The following is an 18,120-nucleotide window of genomic DNA, read 5'->3' on the forward strand; positions in this document are numbered from 1 at the left end:
GTCGATGAAATATTTCAGAGCGGACCATCCGGTGAGGGCTCAGCCCTTGGTCACCTGGATGAAATCGAGCTCCACCGGCGTCTGGCGGCCGAAGATGGACACGGACACCTTGAGCTTGCCCTTGTCGTAGTTGACCTCTTCCACAACGCCATTGAAACCGCCGAACGGGCCGTCAATGACCCGGACCTCGTCGCCGCGATCGAAGTTGAACTTGGGACGAGGCTGTTCCTGGCGGGTTTCCATCAACGAAAGAATGCGCTCCGCTTCACCAGGACCCATAGGTGCAGGACGATTTTTCCCGCCCACAAAGCCTGTGACTTTGGGGATATTCTGAACCAGATGCCAGGAAAGGTCGGTCATCGTCATGCGGACCATGACATAACCGGGATAGAACTTTCTGGTCGTAGTGCGCTTCTGACCGCCTTTGCCGAGTTCGATGACTCGTTCGGTGGGCACGACCACATCGTGGATGCAGCCGTTGTCCTGGCCGGTGCGCATCAGTTCCCTGATCATCTGCTCGACCCGCTGTTCAAAGCCGGAATACGTATGCAGGATGTACCAGTGACCGGCATCCTGAGCGGCAGCAGATTCAGAATGGACGGGGAAGTCGGTGATGCTTTCTTGCTCAGCCATTGTATTGTACCTTGCGGACGTGGAGAAAGTGTGAACGAAAATTCCCTCAGGCGAGGATCAGACGAACCACACTGGAAAGGATGAGATCCACCACTCCGAGAAGGATGGCCATGACGGCAACAAAGCCGAGCACCACCATGCTGGTGGTACGGGTTTCTTTCCAGTTGGGCCAGCTGACCTTGCGCAGCTCAACGCGAGACAGGAGAAGATATTCCCTGAATGCAGCAAAGCGCGCCATCAGGCCACGATTTTCGCCGGCGGACTGGCCAGACTTGCTGGATGCGGCGGCGGGAGCCGTTTTAGGCTGCGAATTCGTTTCCGCGGCGTCACTCTGTTTCTTGCTCATGTTAGCCTCAAAACTGAAAAGACAAAAGAAATGGCAGGCCAGGAGGGATTCGAACCCCCAACATGCGGTTTTGGAGACCGCCGCTCTGCCGTTGGAGCTACTGGCCTGCGCTATGAAGCACTACTTCGCTTCGCGATGAGTCGTGTGTTTCTTGTCCCAGGGGCAATACTTCTTGACTTCAAGGCGACCGGTAGTGTTCTTCTTGTTCTTAACCGTGGCGTAGTTGCGGCGCTTGCATTCGGTGCAAGCGAGCAGGATGTTCACGCGCATGGTATTACTCCAAGATTTCGGTCACCACGCCGGAGCCGACGGTGTGGCCGCCTTCGCGGATAGCGAAGCGTTCACCGGGAGCCATGGCGATGGGGTTGATGAGTTCGACGTTGAAGGTAGCGTTATCGCCGGGCATAACCATTTCCACACCTTCAGCCAGCTTGATCACGCCGGTGATGTCGGTGGTGCGGAAGTAGAACTGAGGACGGTAGCCGGAGAAGAAGGGAGTGTGGCGGCCGCCTTCGTCCTTGCTCAGAACGTACACTTCGGACTTGAACTTGGTGTGAGGAGTGATGGACTTGGGAGCGGCGAGAACCTGGCCGCGTTCCACGTCTTCACGCTTGATGCCGCGGAGCAGAGCACCGATGTTGTCACCGGCCTGACCCTGATCGAGCAGCTTGCGGAACATTTCAACGCCGGTCACAGTGGTGGTCTGGGTGGGACGGATACCCACGATTTCCACGGTGTCACCGACCTTCACCACGCCGCGTTCCACACGACCGGTCACCACGGTGCCACGGCCGGAGATGGAGAACACGTCTTCGATGGGCATGAGGAAGGGCTTGTCGGTTTCGCGGACAGGATCGGGGATGTAGCTGTCGCAGGCATCGAGCAGTTCGAGGATGCACTTGGCATCTTCAGCGTGCCAGTCGTCGCAGTTCAGGGCGTTCAGAGCGGAACCGCGGATCACGGGGAGGTCGTCGCCCGGGAAGCCGTTGGCGGTCAGCAGTTCGCGCATTTCCATTTCGACGAGATCCAGCAGTTCGGGGTCGTCGACCTGGTCGCACTTGTTCATGAACACGATGATGTAGGGCACGCCGACCTGACGGGCGAGCAGGATGTGCTCACGGGTCTGGGGCATGGGGCCGTCGGTGGCGGCAACCACGATGATGGCGCCGTCCATCTGAGCGGCACCGGTGATCATGTTCTTGATGTAGTCGGCGTGGCCGGGGCAGTCAACGTGAGCGTAGTGACGCTTGTCGGTCTCGTATTCGACGTGAGCGGTAGAAATGGTGATACCGCGTTCCTTTTCTTCAGGAGCCTTGTCGATATCGTCGTAGGCGATGAACTGGCCCTGGCCCTTGAGGCCGGCGATCTTGGTGATGGCGGCAGTCAGAGTGGTCTTACCATGGTCGATGTGGCCGATGGTACCAATGTTGACATGCGGCTTAGAGCGATCAAATTTTTCCTTGCCCATGATGGTCTCCCTAAATGGTTACTTGCAGTTGTGGTGCCCTGTTTGAGCAGCGGACGCCGTCCTGTCCCCACATCTATTAAATAAGGGAACAGCCCTAAAACACGGACTCATGACGCGCCAGAGAAAAAGGGGGAGCAACAAGAAACAAAGTGGCAGGTGGAGCGGGAAACGAGATTCGAACTCGCAACCCTCAGCTTGGAAGGCTGATGCTCTAGCCGTTGAGCTATTCCCGCCTATGTGCCGTAGTCCCCTGACAGCGCGCACTGCCTCCTACAGCTATACCAGCGTAAAGCTGGTGGTGGGGGGTGGATTCGAACCACCGAAGTCTTACGACGACAGATTTACAGTCTGTTCCCTTTGGCCACTCGGGAACCCCACCACGCTATACAAAAACGCTTGCGCGTTCTTGCCGCAACCGGAAGAAGGAGCGTGACCTTCACCGGCTACCCGAACCTGATGGCCCGGGAAATTTGGAGCTCTTCCTCAACGTCGCCCCGAAATATGGAGCTGGCGATGGGAATCGAACCCGCAACCTGCTGATTACAAATCAGCTGCTCTGCCAGTTGAGCTACGCCAGCAGCAGGTATGGGAACTTACCTCAGAACAGGACTTCTTGCAAGAGAAATTTTTCCTTGCAGGGAAGTTCCCGCAAACAGCAAGAGACTTGTATCCAAGAGCCGAAACTTTGTAAAGCCTTTTCTTGCCCCTTTTTTCAAAAAAAATGCTTTCGGGCCGACTTTTCCGCTTAACATGCCGGTATCCGCTCTCTCCTGCACGGATACCGGCATCCCCGGATATGGGGGGGGCGCCGGAAACCGGCTTCTCCCCATGCCTGTACTCCGAAAAGCGCTTCCCTCTTCCGCCCGGAGCGGAGCGGCCGTGCGGCCTGCCCTTCTCCGAAGAATATCAAAACCGATACTGCAGATTCAGGCGGCCGCCCATGCTCTCCCGCTCTCCCGTACTTCCCGCAAGACCCAGATCAAGACTGAAGGGACGGGAAGACGACGCCACGTTCACCCCCAGCTCGAAGAGCGCGCTGTCCCCTTTCAAAGAAGCGTCGGGAACGGAAAAATCCCGGGCCGTCACATGGGCCGCACCGCCGAATTCCTTTTCCCAGGCAGCCCCCGCGTAGGGAGTCACCCCTTCGCACACCGTCCAGAAAAGACGGGCCCCCGCACGCACACGGCGGGAATCCACGCTTTGGAAGTGCACCATCTCTCCGTTCATGTCGGCGCTGTCGGCCTGCTGATGCGTCCAGAAAAACCTGCCGTACACATCAAGGGCAAGCGTTTCCGCCGGAGAAAAAACATGCCCCAGGCCTGCATGACCGCCGTAATAGAGGTTGGAAAGGTCGTATTCCGCAGGCCGGTCCATATTGTCCCGCAGATCGCCGCTGTACCAGGAAGTGACGATGTTGCCCGTGCGCCACACGCCTTCGGCATACCAGCCCTCCAGAGGTCCGGGCCCGGCCTCGATACGGGCAAGCAGCCCCCCGCCCGTATAATGACTTGAGCCGTTCCCCCTGACGTCCCCCAGAGAAAAGCCGTTGAACGTATCAAGATGCGCCCGGCCGAATTCGAAGAATCCGCCGAAAACTGCCTCATTCCCGTCCAGGTCCCATGTTCCCGCAAGCCCCGTCATGCCGGAAAAACCTTCCGTGTCCGCATGAGACCCGGTATTGTAGCGGGAGGTCCCGCCGTAGAAGGCGGCAAACGGCGTCCAGTCCCGGCCGGAACGCCGCAATGCCTCGCGGGCCTGAAAAAGCCCCGCGTCCGCCGCAAGATCCGCGCCCTGACCAAGCAGCCCGCTTCCTGCAGCCCGCGCTTCCGCAAGTGCCGCAATGCGCGGGTTCATGCGCTCTTCCGTGATCTGAAGCTGTACCGCCGTACCGGTATTGGTCAGCACGCCGTCGAAATACGTTGCATAGCCCTGAAGCAGACTGACCAGTCCGCCCTCCTGAGCTTCGGCCACGGCGCCGCTTTCATCGAGAAGCAGCGTAAACGTGTCGCCGAGATAGGCTCTGCCTCCGGTAATGATATCGGGAAGCTGAGCCGTTACCGTAGAACCCGAGAAATCTCCGCTCTGCGCGCCGGTCACCGTGAGCATGGGCACATCCACGGAAGCGCCGGGAGCAGGAAGAACGAAATGCAGGTTCTCAAAACCCGCCGCCCGCCGCACGCTTCCCTGCCATCCGTCCACGAAAAGCGTATTGCCGCTTTCGGTGGACGACACCGCATTTCCGTCCTCCAGGCCTCCGTACACGCCGGTATCGGAGGAAAAACGGGCCCCTTCCGCAATGACCACGCTGTTGTGCATGGCCACGCCGCCCTGCCCTACAGAACCGCCCACGACGTCGCCGCCCACGAAGGCATTGCGCACGAGTACGGTATTGGAGCCGGCGCTGCCCGCGCCTTCCACCAGACCGCCGTATACGTCCGTTTCCACACGTCCGCCGTCCGCCACGGCAACGATGTTGAAGTCCGCCCTGCTGCCCTGTACCGTCCCCGTGACGGCCGCGCCCACGGCATCGCCCGTCACCGTCGCGCCGCTTCCCACCACCACGGTATTGCGTTCCAGAAAGGCCGCCACGGAACTGTCCGGAGCGAATGCGCCGACCACGCTGCCGTCCACGGCGGCATTCATGAGCCGCACCGTGTTGTCGAAGGCCTTTGCCTGCCCGCCGTCGCTCTGTACGGAAGCCCCGAACACACTCCTGCTCGCGCCGCCGTAAAAAATCGCGCTGTTGCCGGAAGATACGGCATCGCCGTTCATGGCGTGCGTATCGCCCGCCACCACATGTCCAGCCTCACCTCCGTACACGATGATCGTGTTGCCCGCGGACTCGGCATTGCCGGAAGCAATGGCATAGCCGCCGTACATCAGCCCCACGGCTCCCGCCCTCAGCGTGACCGTATTGTTCGAGGCAAAGGAATCCGACACGGAGGAGCTGTCGCCGTAGGCTTCGCCGCCCACGACAAGATAAAGCGGCGCGCCGGCATCAAGATTCACGCTGTTGCCCGAAGCGGTCAGCGTTCCGGTTCCGTCGGAAAGCCTGGCATATCCGCCGTACACCGTGGCCCACGCCCCCGGATTCAGCGGGCCGGACAGACTCACCGTATTGTCGGATGCCGTGGCGTCGCCCGCATAGCTTCTGGCATAGCCCCCGTACAGGGAATAATCGAAACCGTCCAGTCCGCCCGTAACCGTCACGCTGTTGCCTACGGCCTCGGCAAAACCCGTACGGCTCAGGGCGGAACCGCCGTAGATATCCATGGAAACGCTGCCGCCCGAGATAGTCACGACGCTCCCGTCGGCGACGGCATTTCCCCCTTGGGAGCGCAGGCCGTACACATATCCGTAGCTGTCGCCGGAAGAGACAAAAGCGCTGCCGTTTCCCGTAAGATCCGATGCCCGCGCAAAAGAGCCGGGAAAAAGCATGAAAAGAATCGCCAGTACCCACGCAGAAAACGCTCCTGCCCACAAAACAACCATACCGCCCCGTGGAAAAGACAACGCCATACCCCCTTCTCAGAATGAATACTCCGTGAACGCCATGCGCCCTTTCCTTCACAGTATGCTTCATCCTCCGGGGGCATTCCATGATTACCGCCCGGCCCTGCCCTCTCCGCAGGGAAAAAGATGTCAGGGCGGCAAGCCTCCATGAATGAGAAAACGGCATGAACCCGGGCCTGCCCCCGGAACGGAGTAAGCCGCCCGCAGCGACCGTACCCCTCCCGGCCCTGCTCCCTTTCTGCGGTCTCCGGCAAAGCGGCTCCTCCTTTGCCGGAGACCACTGGCGTTTTCCACTCAGACGCAGAGAAGAAAAACAAAAAAAATTCATTCCGGCGTTGACAGGTTCAAAATCGATCTTATTGTAAAAGTATCCTTTCAGGGAGAGGCACTCCGAAAGAGAGCATCTCATGAAAGGAAGGAACAATGCATCCTCTCCATGCAAAGAAGGTTCTTTGCATAAGAAAAAGAGAGCGAGAACATTCCAACTTTATTACGATGCATTGATTCCATATCTCACGGAGGTTTTACTATGTTGCCCAGTATTTTTGGTGAAAGACTTTTTGATGACTTCTTCGGTGAACCCTTTATGCCCGCTTTCGTGAAGCACGACCCGCTTTTCGGCAAGAACGCAAAGCATCTGATGAAGACGGACGTGCGTGAACTGGAAAACACCTATGAGCTTGATATCGATCTGCCCGGCTTCAAGAAGGATGAGGTGAAGATCGAACTGGACGGCGGCTATCTGACCATCAGCGCCGCCAAGGCTCTGAACAAGGATGAAGACGGCAAGAACGGCCAGTATCTGCGCCGCGAACGCTACAGCGGCGAATGCAGCCGCAGCTTCTATGTGGGCGAAGCCTTGGAACCCAAGGATGTGTCCGCCACCTTTGAAGACGGCATTCTGAAGCTTTCCTTCCCGAAGGCTCCCGAGAAGAAGGTTCCTGAAAAGAAGACCATCGCCATTGCTTAACCCCCCTCTCTGCGGAGACCGTTTTTCTTCGGGAAGCGGTCTCCGCACCGGATGACAAAAGGCGCCGACAGGTTATCCTGCCGGCGCCTTTTTTATGCGCAGCCGATTCCGATGTTTTCTTTCAGAACATGTTCCGCCGTCGGCATCATGCCTGCACGTTTATCGGAAAAACGCATCGCTCCCGCGACGGCCGCCGCCGTGCATGGCCTCACGGGCGAATTTTAATCTCTCTTTACGCCCGGAGCACCAGCCTCCCCCGAAAAGCAGGAGCCTGTACCAAACGGACAAAACATCACTTCAGCGTATCCTTCATGAACAGCGCAGCCACAAGGGAAATAAAACTCCCCGCACAAAGCAGCCAGAAGGCGTTGCCGTAAGCCTGCATGGCTGTGGCTCCTTCGCCCATGCGCCAGGCGACCAGCACGCCCAGCAGCGCCTGCATGAGGGCCGACACCACAGGTCCCGTGCTGTTCAGAAAACCGCAGGCGGAAGCCAGCGCGGAGACGGGCACGCTTTCCTTGACCATGGTGAAGGAAAGGGGCCCCATGCAGTTGGAAACCACGCTTACGGCCACACCTGCAACGGTGAGCTCCACAAAGGAAAGCGGTTCCCCCGTGTGCAGGCAGAGGTACCCGAGCACCAGCGTTTCCAGAAGCGCCGCCAGCAGCAGAAACACCCTGCGGGAATGCACCACCCTGTCGGACAGCCAGGGAAAGACCATGAGAAAAGGCAGCGGCGTAAGCGACATGATGGACATGCTGAGTCCGGCCATATCCTTGGACAGCCCGTTGGCCTGCATGAGATAGCCGCCCCACCATGCCGTAAGCAGGGTGAAAAGGTTGCCGATCATGAACATGAACCACAGCACGATGAACCAGAAGTTCTTCATGCGGATGACGACGGCGATGCCGCTTTTCAGCTCGCGCACATTGTCGCGCATGGAAACGACATTCCGCCCGGCAGACTCTCCGTCGCGCAGAAGCATATATATCATGCCGCCGAGAAGCACGGTGAACACGCCCACCATGAAAAGCGCCGCGCGCCAGCCCACAAGGCCCGTCACGGCCACCAGAGGACTGGAGGCAAGCAGCGTGCCCACGGCGCCGCAGCCCGTGAGAATGGAACAGTACTGGGCATATCGTTCCGCAGGCACGCAGGAAGCCAGGAGCTTGTAGGCGGGCACATTGCAGGCCAGCGTCAGCCCCAGCAGAAAGCGGCATACCACCGCGGACATGAGACTTTCACAGAAGGTGAAGGCCATGCAGCAGAGCCCGGCGAGAATCTGATACAGCACCAGGGCGCGCCGCCCGCCCATGATGTCCGTGAGCAGGCCCGAAGGAATCTGCGTGACGGCATAGCCCAGCATGGTTGCGGAACTGATAAGACCGAACCCGGCCGTATCCACGGAAAAGGCCTTCATGAGATCCAGCGACAGCACGGAAGGATACACGCGCTGGAAAAAGCTCAGGGAATACGCCGTACAGAGCAGTGCCAGTATCCAGACGGGATTGACGATTTTCAGGCGGGTGAACATGCGGTCTCCATGATATAAGGCAGGCTAAACAGGCAGCATCAGCTCATGCGTACCGAAAAGGTTTCTCTCGCCTTGGAAGACAAAAAAACAGACTCCGACACCGGTAAACATGGTAACAGGCAATCTCCTCCGTAGCAACGCCGGAAACAATTCATCATCCCCATCCCCCCTAAGGATTATCAGAACTCCAGAAGACATTGAAAAAGCCCCCCCCGATCGAACGTGCCTATAACGAGGTATCGCCCTGCATTGATTCCACATCTTTCATGCTGCGCTCGCTGAGCACGACAATCCGTTATGAGCCGGAGCTTCTGGCCACCTTTCAGGCAACGCACATAAGGCAGAAAGACTTTCTCTTTCTGCCTTATGTTTTCTGGATGGGAATGGAGGAGGGAATGAAAAACTTAAAAGAAAAAGGGCTTACGATGTTCATCGTAAGCCCTTGAGCTTGCTGGTTGCGGGGAAAGGATTTGAACCAATGACCTTCGGGTTATGAGCCCTTTTTGACAGAACTTGAAAGAGTTAGACACAGCTGGATAGACTTTGATTTATTTTTATTTTCAATAAGTTATCAAAAATAAGACTTTGCCGCGCATTGACCTGAATGGTTAGAAATTGACGGTGTGGTTAGAAATAGGTTAGAAAAATTTTGCCGGTTAAAACCTGCTCCCGCGTATGAACCACAACCCAAGGCAGTTCATGGCTACCCAAAAACGGCGATACCACCCAAAAAAATGGGCTGGCGTTTATGTGTACGAAACGTCAGAAATGTATAATGGCGCGCCTGACCTGTGTTTCTACATCACGTTTAAATCCGGCCGCCGCCTCATCTGGGAAAAGGTAGGCAAAATTTCCGAAGGATACGGGCCGGACGTGGCGGCGGAAATTCGCGCTGATCGGATAAAGGCCATCAGACATGGCGAAGAAGTCAAAACCGCCAAAGAACTCCGCCGCGAACAGGCGGAGAAAGACAAGCCCTTTGCCGAAATTGCGGATGCATATTTTGACATCAAGGGGCCGACCCTCAAAGGGTTGACCACGGATCGCAACCGTTACCTCAAACACCTCAAACCGCTGTTCGGCAAGCGAAGCGTCTCGGAAATCACGCCCCAGATGGTGGAGGAGCTGCGCAAATCCCTGAGCGAACGCAAACCGGCCACTCTCTGGAATACTCTTGAGCTTCTGCGGCGCATCATCAATTTTGGCGTCAAGACCAACCGCTGCCCCAATCTTGCCTTTCAGATCGAAATGCCCGTTAAGGACAATGAGGTTATTGAGCATCTGACGCCGGAAGAAACTCGCCGCTTTCTGGATTGCGCCCGCACATGGCCAGCCCGCGATGTGGGCAATATGCTCCTGCTGGCCTTTTTTACCGGTATGCGGCGCGGGGAGATGTTCAAACTGCAAGATGAGGACGTGGCCTTTGACCTCAAGCTCATTCGTTTGCGCGATCCCAAGGGCAGAAAAACCCTCTCCATCGGCATGAGTTCCCTGGTGGAAGAACTGTTACAAGAACAAATGGCATGGCGTGACGAACATTTTCCCGGCAGCCCCTATGTTTTCCCCGGCAAAAACGGCGAGATGCGCAAAGACTGCACAGCGGTTGACCGCTTCCGCAAGGCGGCGGGCCTGCCGCCCAAGTTCCGGCCCTTCCACGGGCTGCGGCATCACTTTGCCGTAAGCCTCGCCAACAGCGGCAAATTCAGCATGGACATGATCTCGGAAATGCTGACACACAAAAATGTGGATTTCACCAAAAAGAAGTATGCCCAATTCCTGCCGGAGACCTTGGCCGCTGCCAGCAACGCGGCGGCGGACATTCTCTCCGGCCAACGGTAGCTTTTGCGGCTGTTCCGATTATCGTGTACACATGGTGAGGAAAAAGATAGTATTGTAAGGAGCAGGCATGGCATTCACACTTCAAACGCTCAGGGAACAGGCCGCCGCAGGCGAGGACAGCACACGCCAGTTCAAGTCCCGAATCGACAATGCGGATTCTCTGGCTGCGGAAATGGCCGCCTTCGCCAATGCCAACGGCGGCGTAATTTTTATCGGCGTGCAGGATGATGGAACACTGTCCGGCATAACATCCCGAGAATTGCATGATGCGAACCAGTTGATCGGCAACGCCGCCAGCCAGCATGTCCGCAGCCCGCTTGTGGTGCAGACGCAGAACATTCTTCTTGAAAATGGAAATGTGGTTATCGCCCTGACCGTTCCTGCAGGAATGGACAAACCCTACTTTGACAGGAAAGGCGTTATCTGGCTGAAAGCCGGGGCGGACAAGCGACGTATCAATTCTAAAGAGGAACTGCGCCGTCTTTTTCAGTATACCAGCCAATTCCATGCCGATGAATTGCCCACAAAGGCGGGCATTAACAAACTGGACAAGCTGCTGTTCCGGGATTTTTTGAAAAAGCGGTATGACAGTGACTTCCCGGATACCCACGCAGAACAACTGCGCCTGCTGCAAAATCTGAACCTCGCCGCTGGCGATGGCAATCTCAATCTGGCCGGAGTGCTGCTTTTTGCCGAACAGCCGGAGCTGATTTTTCCGCAGTTCGTGGCAAAAGGCGTCCGCTTTCCGGGAATTGCCGTTCATGCTGACAGCTACGATGACACCGAAGATTTTGAAGGTCCGTTGAGCAGACTTTTCAAGGACGCCCTGGCTTTTGTCATGCGCAACCTGCACAAGGTACAGGGCAAGAATGGCGTCAACTCACCGGGTACGCCGGAAATACCGGAACAGGTTTTTGAGGAACTGCTGGTCAACGCCCTTGTACACAGGGATTATCTTGTCAGCGCGCCCATCCGCATTTTCATTTTTGATGACCGCGTGGAAATCATCAGCCCCGGCACGTTGCCGAACAATCTGACCATAGCCAATATCAAAGCCGGCAATTCCAATATCCGCAACCCCATCCTGATTTCTTACGCCGCCAAGGGGCTTTTGCCCTACCACGGCATCGGCTCCGGCATTCTGCGCGCTCTTAAGGCATGGCCGGATATTGATTTTGAAGACGATCGGGAGAGTTCGCTGTTCAAGGCCATTGTACGCAGAACCCACCGGCCTGCGGAAAACACTGGGGTACTTGCACCAGAACTTGCATCAAAAACACAAAATTTGCACCAGAAACAAGGGCTTTCTGATGCAACTCTGCGCGATATTGCACCGGAAATTGCACCAGAACTTTTTGCGCTCCTTGAGCATATCTCCGCCAATCCGCGCATAACCACAACCGAACTCGCTACTGTTCTAAACGTGAGCCGACGCACGATTCTTTACAGAACAACCATGCTCAAGAAAAAGGGCATCTTGCGCCGCATCGGTCCCAGCAAGGGCGGACAATGGGAGATTCTCCCATGAAGTTTGTTCCCAACGGTTCGATTATCAAATTTCTGCTGATTGCTGTTCTGGGCTGTGGCCTTGCCTTTCTCATGGCATGGCTGACAACCATGTTTACCGTTATTAAAATTACGCAAGGCGTTTCACTTGCAGGAGTAGCGCTGATACTGCTCTGGTGCGTCGTGATCGGCGGGGCCGCTGTTTGGAGCATCTGCGCCTTTTGTGCGCTTTATGTGGGAACATGGCGCAAACATCACGTTGATCACGCAATCCGTCTGAGTGAAGCCATGCTCATGCTGCATGCTTCCACGAACCATGAACAGTTGGAAGCGCTTCGCCATTATCGTATCCGGGTGTTCAAAAGTCATGAAGCAATCCCGGCGGGAGGAAAACTCGGCGTGGATTGCCGTGAAGTTTCCAACTTTCTTTCTCCCATGCTCTTTGGGTTCAATAAGTTTTTTGCTCTCGGATCGCCCGAATATTGTTGCGATGCCACACAACTTTCCGCAATTGTGGAGGAAAATCAGACGCGCTGGTGTGGCGAAAGCAGTGTAGCTCCAAGCTGTGATGCCGCAAAACTCAACAGGGAGATTGAAGAGCTGAAAAAGAAATACAAGGAAATGACGGAGAAATATACCAGCGCAGCGGGACGAGAAGGCAAATTAAAAAACGAAATCGAACAAATAGAAGCACATATACACATTCTTGTCATATTAGCGAATAAGGTTACCAGAGAATTCACCCACCCACTCGCCAAACACGAAATTATGCGCCAATACAAGGAAATCGGCAAGACGTTGGGGGTTGAAAACGCTCCGGGCAATTACATAGAAATTTTTCGCAAGGCAATGCCGAAAGAGTATATCAACCACGGCGGAGCGCCTATTCAAAATCCCTGAAAGGCAAGAAACCTGACCTGCTCAGGTTCGCAGCCCTCAACTTGTCCCCGTTATAACATAGTAAAATAACATAAAAATTATCAACCTCCCTTTCTTAGGCCTAAGAAAGGGAGGTTTTGTTTCGCCTTTGCTAACACCCCGTCTATTCAGCGTTTTCCTCTGGGCATAGGGTGTGTTCTCTCCAGATGCTTCTGGATGGATTCATACACTTCAGCCTGAATACAGGGAGATGCTGATGGCGACCAAAAAATTATCACCGCAAGAAGTTGCCGACATGTACGGCGTGAAGACATGCACACTGGCCCGCTGGCGCTGTAAAAAAGTTGGCCCGCGCTACGCCAAGCTCGGCAGCCGTGTCATGTACGACATAGAAGACCTTGAAGACTGGTTTGCGTCACGCTGCGTCCATACCAGAGATTCCGCCCCTCAATTGAGGAAGCGATAATGAGCGCCGACATTCTGCACAGTTTTGCCGAGTGTCTGCGTGCAGCGGGGCTGGAGATCGAGGTCGTGCAGGCCGACGGCCTCCTGCACCGCTGTGGCACAGCGGACCGGCCCCATCGCAGGGACGGCGCGTACAAGGCGTTTCTGGATACTCCGGCCTCCATCTGGTGGAAAAACTGGCGCACCGGCGATGAAGGTACATGGACATACAAGCCAGCAAAAGAACTGACCGCCGCCGAACGGGATGCCCTGCGTGAACGCACCCGGGCCATCAAAGCGCACAAGGAAACCGAGCAGAACCGCCGCTGGCAGGCCGCCGCCAAACTGGCCGCGAGCATCTGGAACTGTTCCCGAAACGCCGGGGACGACCATCCCTACCTGCAACGGAAGGGAGTCCCGGCCATCGGATTGCGCCGGACAAAAGACGGGCGTCTGATTATCCCTGTTCTGAACCAGTCCGGCAGGATACAAAGTCTGCAATTCATCCTGCCGGAACAAACTGCCGAGGGTACGGACAAGTTCTTTCTCAAGGGAGGACGCACGGCGGGAGGCTTCTTTTCCTTTTCCACCGAAGACAGGAAGAAAGACGGTCCCCTGCTGATTGCCGAGGGGTATGCTACAGCGATCAGTCTTCATCTGGCGACCGGTTATGCATGTCTTGTGGCCTTCAACGCCGGGAATCTGAAAGCCGTGGCCGTCATGGCCAGAGAGAGGTATGCAAAGCGTGAAATCATCCTCTGTGCCGATAACGACACGGAGACACAAGGGAATCCCGGCAAGAAGATGGCCTCTCTGGCGGCTCAGGCCGTGGGCGGCAAGCTGGCCGTCTGCCCGGTTCATGAAGGCAAGGCGACGGACTTCAACGACCTGCACCGGCTGCGTTCTCTTGAGGCTGTCCGGGCCGTTGTGGAAGAAGCGCGAAAGCGGGATGACGACTGCCCCATGCCGGAAGGCTTTTTTCTGGTGAAGGAAGGCAGACGCGCCGGGCTGTACAAGCTGGAGACCAGATCGGACGGAGACAGTCAGGAAATCCGGCTTGGTCCTCCGCTTCTGGTCAAAGGCATGACGCGGGGAGCTGACGGCAACGAATGGGGCCTGATGCTGGAATGGATTGACCCGGATGGCAACAAGCACGCATGGGCCATGCCCGTGGAAATGCTGTTCCGGCAGGGAAACGACTGGTACAGCATACTGGCCTCCGGCGGGTGGTTCGGCAATCCGTCCACCCGGTCGAAGCTGGCGGCATTTCTATCCACGGTCCGGCCCCTCCGACGGATACGCTGTGTTTTGCGCACGGGCTGGCATGAATCCGTCTACGTGCTTCCCGATACCGTTTACGGCGTAACAGAAGAAGACACCGTGCTGCAATCCTCGCAGCATGGCGGCTTGTACCGTACATCTGGAACGATGGAAGGCTGGCGGGAGATAGCGGAATTGTGCGTCGGCAACTCCCGTCTCAGTTTCGCGTTATGCGCGGCCTTCGCCGGGCCTTTGCTTCGCCCGGCCGGTCTGGAAGGCGGCGGCTTCAGCTTTGAGGGAGGCTCATCCTCCGGTAAGACCACGGCATTGCAGATCGCCGCCTCCGTCTGGGGCGGTCATGAACATGTCCGAAGCTGGCGGGCTACGGACAACGGGCTTGAAGGCATCGCCGCCCTGCACAACGACAATGTGCTGATTCTGGATGAAATGGGGCAGGTCAACGGACGTGTTCTTGCCGAATGCGCCTACATGCTGGCCAACGGACAGGGCAAAGGCCGCTCGAACCGTGAAGGCGGAATTCGCCGTTCCCAGAACTGGCGTCTGCTCTTTCTCTCCAGCGGCGAACTGGGGCTTTCCGACAAGCTGGCCGAGAACGGTCTGAAATCCAGAGGCGGGCAGGAAGTGCGTTTCGTGGGGCTGCCTGTGGACTCGTCCATGCTCACCAGCCTGCATGGTCTTCCCGATGCCGGAGCCGTGGCCAATCGTATCAAGTTGCTTGCTTCCGAACATTACGGTCATGCGGGGCATGATTTTCTGCAAAAGCTGACGAAGGTCGAAACCCTGAACGCCGTCCGGGCGGAAATCGGCCCGGCAATGGCCGATGCCGTCAGGCATCTTGTCCCCGAAGGCGCTGACGGACAGGTACGACGTGTGGCCATGCGCTTCGCCCTGTGCGGCATGGCCGGAATGCTGGCCCTGCGGCTGGGCATCCTTCCCGAAAAGCTGGACGTATTGAACTGCATCGAAATCTGCTTCCGGGACTGGCTCACGGCAAGAGGCGGAACCGGAGCTTCCGAGGATACCGCCATCCTTTCCACGGTACGGCTGTTCATCGAACGGCACGGCGCAAGCCGCTTTCAGGATTTGGATACGCAAATGTCCACCTGCATCAACCGGGTGGGATTTCAGCGTACTCGCAACGGCACGACCGAGTATCTGATACTTCCGGAGAGTTTTCGGGCCGAAGTCGTCAGGGGATACGCAGAGGCAAGAGCTGTGCGTGTTCTGCGTGAAGCTGGATGGTTACGCACTCCTTCTAAAAACAGACTGAAACATCAGGAAAGGCTTCCTGGTCTAGGGCGCGTGCGTGTCTACATTGTTTGTTTGCCTGATGACCCGGATGAAGAAACTGCTCCTGCCTTGCCTGATTGAGCGGTGACAGTGGTGACAATGGTGACAAACCTACAGCCGCAAGGGGTTACGCCTGTCACCACTGTCACCATTGCATATTTGAGTGGTGACAGCCGAAAAGCATTGCCATTGCTCGATTGTCACCACTGTCACCGTTGTCACCACTGAAAATGAGTAAAGGGAAAAAACCATGTCCTACCTCGTACTCCACATGGACAAATTCAAAAAGGAAGCCATACGCGGCATCCAGAGCCACAACCGGCGGGAACGGGAGAGCCACAGCAACCCCGATATTGACTACGACAGGAGCGCGGCGAACTACGAGCTGCACGAAGTCGCCTCATCGAACTATGCCGAGGCCATTCAGAACCGCATTGACGATCTCCTGCTGGTCAAGGCCGTGAGAAAGGACGCCGTGCGCATGTGCGGGCTTATCGTCACCTCGGACAAGGCGTTTTTTGATGGTCTCACGCCGGAGGAAACAAGGCGTTTCTTTGAGGAGAGCAAAGCCTTTCTCACGGAGTTTGTGGGCGCGGAGAATGTCGTTTCCGCCATGGTTCATATGGATGAAAAGACACCGCACATGCATTTCCTTCATGTGCCGGTGACGCCGGACGGGAGGCTCAACGCCAACAAAATCTATACACGCCAGAGTCTGCGGAAACTGCAATCAGAGCTTCCCGCTCATCTGCAAAGCCGGGGCTTCGTCATTGAACGCGGCGTGGAACAGACGCCCGGTTCCGCGAAAAAGCATCTGGCTACCCGCGAGTTTAAGCAGCAACAGGAAGCATTGGAGAAACTGATTCAGGAGTCCGAAGAGACCGCACGGAATTCCCGGCAGCTTATCAACGCATTGGAACAGCGTGAAGAAGAGTTGAGAAAGAGCATTGAAGAGTATGAACGGCAGTCCGAGGATGCGGAAAAAATTCTTCGTGAAGATTCCTCTCTGCCGAAAGCCTCTCTTTTCAATTATCCGTCCATGCTGAAAAAAGCCTCTTCCCTCATTGAAGAACTGAAAAAGGCGCTTGCCGTCAAACACCTTGTCCAGACAGAGAAGGAAATTCTGCAACGGGAAGTGGATACCCTTCGCGGAAAGCTGACGTGGCTTGAAGCGGGATACACGGCCCACAGAAAACAAAGCCATGAGGAAAAAGAGGAGCTGGAGAAGCAGTTGAAGAAAATGAAGAGAATTATGGCAGGCTATCAGGAATTTCTGCTTCTGCCGGAAATCCGGCCGCTGCATATCGAGTTCGTGGAACGCAAGCGTGCCGAACAGCTTCAGCGGCAGCAGGAAGAGGAACGGCAGCGGCAGGAACAGGAGGCGAGGGACAGGGAGCGTCGGCAGGCGATGATCGCCCGTGGCATGAGGATGAGGTAAGGCGTCGGGGAGAAATCTTCGCACAGGCCGAAGATATAGCCCACTATGCTTCACTTCGTGAAGCGTGGGCGACCGTCCCGCTCGACCGGAAAGGCAAAATACCATCAACGAGGATTTTTTTGTCTGATATAGGTGTGCATAAAAATCGAGGCGTTGCCATGCGCAAGAGGCCTGACAAGCCGCATGAAAGGTGAATTCAAACTTCGGCTAAATATCTGACTGAAGTCCGCCGTCAGGAGGAATGTCGGAAAACAGGAACAGCCAGCTTCTACACCATGAGCAACGAGTTTCACTATTATTGATATTCCAGATGATGAACTGTGAATAAGAATGCACTGAGAGGAGAAATCGCCATGGCAAAAATTTATGGATATATCCGTGTATCCAGTACAGATCAAAATGAGAGTCGTCAGCGCATCGCTCTTGAGCAACAGGGCATACCGTCAGGTCATATTTTTATGGACAAAATGTCGGGCAAAGATTTTCAGCGTCCACAGTATCAGGCAATGCTCAGAAAGCTCAGGTCAGGGGATTTGCTCTGTGTCGTCAGCATTGACAGACTAGGTAGAAACTATGAGGAAATTCTGGAACAGTGGCGTGTGCTGACCAAAGAAAAGCATGTGGATATCCTCGTCCTCGATATGCCCATGCTCGACACCAGACGTGACAAAAACCTGCTCGGTACCTTCATTGCTGATCTTGTTTTGCAGGTACTTTCCTTTGTGGCTCAGAACGAACGGGAGAATATCCGTAGCAGGCAGGCCGAAGGGATCGCCGCCGCAAAACAGCGCGGTGTACGCTTTGGCCGTGAAATCAAGCCATTGCCGGATAATTTCTTGGAAAATTGCGCTCTTTGGCGTAATGGCCAAATCTCAGGTCTGGAAGCAGCCAGAAGATGCCGGATGCCTCAAAGTACGTTTTACCGAAAAGCCGGACGGCTTCTGGAAAATAGCGCTAATAGTGTCTAACAAGGTGTACT

14 protein-coding genes and 4 tRNA genes are annotated in these 18,120 nt (G+C 56.0%); 8 read left to right on the plus strand and 10 right to left on the minus strand.

Features of this window, described 5'->3' with window-relative positions; genetic code table 11:
* Positions 1-39 precede the first annotated feature (39 nt).
* The 9 genes from nusG to CZ345_RS14505 form a co-directional block, all read right to left on the minus strand.
* A complete protein-coding gene (gene nusG, locus CZ345_RS14465) occupies positions 40-633 on the minus strand; it encodes a transcription termination/antitermination protein NusG (protein ID WP_083717499.1) in 594 nt (197 codons plus the stop codon).
* A gap of 46 nt (positions 634-679) precedes the next feature.
* Complete coding sequence (gene secE / locus CZ345_RS17500; protein ID WP_239446703.1) at positions 680-871, minus strand: preprotein translocase subunit SecE; 192 nt, start codon at positions 869-871, stop codon at positions 680-682.
* Between the two features lie 139 nt (positions 872-1,010).
* Positions 1,011-1,086 (minus strand) — tRNA-Trp (locus tag CZ345_RS14475).
* A gap of 13 nt (positions 1,087-1,099) precedes the next feature.
* The gene (gene rpmG, locus CZ345_RS14480; protein ID WP_077073790.1) at positions 1,100-1,249 is read right to left on the minus strand and encodes a 50S ribosomal protein L33; all 150 of its coding nucleotides are present in this window, start codon (positions 1,247-1,249) and stop codon (positions 1,100-1,102) included.
* 4 nt (positions 1,250-1,253) lie between these two features.
* On the minus strand, positions 1,254-2,447 hold the full coding sequence (gene tuf / locus CZ345_RS14485) for an elongation factor Tu (RefSeq protein WP_077073791.1): 1,194 nt from the start codon (positions 2,445-2,447) through the stop codon (positions 1,254-1,256).
* Between the two features lie 157 nt (positions 2,448-2,604).
* Positions 2,605-2,680 (minus strand) — tRNA-Gly (locus CZ345_RS14490).
* Between the two features lie 60 nt (positions 2,681-2,740).
* Positions 2,741-2,826, minus strand: a tRNA-Tyr gene (locus CZ345_RS14495).
* Between the two features lie 123 nt (positions 2,827-2,949).
* Positions 2,950-3,025: transfer RNA gene (locus CZ345_RS14500), tRNA-Thr, on the minus strand.
* Positions 3,026-3,353: 328 nt separating this feature from the next.
* A complete protein-coding gene (locus CZ345_RS14505; protein WP_144277377.1) occupies positions 3,354-5,747 on the minus strand; it encodes an autotransporter outer membrane beta-barrel domain-containing protein in 2,394 nt (797 codons plus the stop codon).
* Between the two features lie 742 nt (positions 5,748-6,489).
* On the opposite strand from CZ345_RS14505, the gene CZ345_RS14515 reads away from it, so the two are divergent.
* Complete coding sequence (locus CZ345_RS14515; protein WP_077073794.1) at positions 6,490-6,930, plus strand: Hsp20/alpha crystallin family protein; 441 nt, start codon at positions 6,490-6,492, stop codon at positions 6,928-6,930.
* Between the two features lie 292 nt (positions 6,931-7,222).
* On the opposite strand, the gene CZ345_RS14520 is transcribed toward CZ345_RS14515, so the two are convergent.
* A complete protein-coding gene (locus CZ345_RS14520) occupies positions 7,223-8,464 on the minus strand; it encodes an MFS transporter (protein WP_077073795.1) in 1,242 nt (413 codons plus the stop codon).
* Positions 8,465-9,163: 699 nt separating this feature from the next.
* Between CZ345_RS14520 and CZ345_RS14530 the strand changes: the two genes are divergently transcribed.
* From CZ345_RS14530 to CZ345_RS14560, 7 genes are all read left to right on the plus strand, one after another.
* On the plus strand, positions 9,164-10,303 hold the full coding sequence (locus CZ345_RS14530) for a tyrosine-type recombinase/integrase (protein ID WP_077073797.1): 1,140 nt from the start codon (positions 9,164-9,166) through the stop codon (positions 10,301-10,303).
* Between the two features lie 67 nt (positions 10,304-10,370).
* A complete protein-coding gene (locus CZ345_RS14535; RefSeq protein ID WP_072335620.1) occupies positions 10,371-11,831 on the plus strand; it encodes an RNA-binding domain-containing protein in 1,461 nt (486 codons plus the stop codon).
* The gene (locus CZ345_RS14540; protein WP_072335618.1) at positions 11,828-12,709 is read left to right on the plus strand and encodes a hypothetical protein; all 882 of its coding nucleotides are present in this window, start codon (positions 11,828-11,830) and stop codon (positions 12,707-12,709) included. Before CZ345_RS14535 ends, CZ345_RS14540 begins: the two co-directional genes overlap by 4 nt.
* A 235-nt stretch (positions 12,710-12,944) precedes the next feature.
* Entirely contained in the window at positions 12,945-13,154 is a 210-nt protein-coding gene (locus CZ345_RS14545) for a helix-turn-helix transcriptional regulator (RefSeq protein ID WP_072335615.1), read from the plus strand.
* A complete protein-coding gene (locus tag CZ345_RS14550) occupies positions 13,154-15,784 on the plus strand; it encodes a DUF927 domain-containing protein (RefSeq protein ID WP_077073798.1) in 2,631 nt (876 codons plus the stop codon). Before CZ345_RS14545 ends, CZ345_RS14550 begins: the two co-directional genes overlap by 1 nt.
* 169 nt (positions 15,785-15,953) lie before the next feature.
* Positions 15,954-17,141, plus strand: coding sequence for a MobV family relaxase (gene mobV / locus CZ345_RS14555; RefSeq protein WP_077073799.1), 1,188 nt, complete (start codon positions 15,954-15,956; stop codon positions 17,139-17,141).
* A gap of 353 nt (positions 17,142-17,494) precedes the next feature.
* Entirely contained in the window at positions 17,495-18,109 is a 615-nt protein-coding gene (locus CZ345_RS14560) for a recombinase family protein (protein WP_077073800.1), read from the plus strand.
* Positions 18,110-18,120: the final 11 nt, after the last annotated feature.

The organism is Mailhella massiliensis, from assembly GCF_900155525.1.
Taxonomy (GTDB): Bacteria; Desulfobacterota; Desulfovibrionia; order Desulfovibrionales; family Desulfovibrionaceae; genus Mailhella; species Mailhella massiliensis.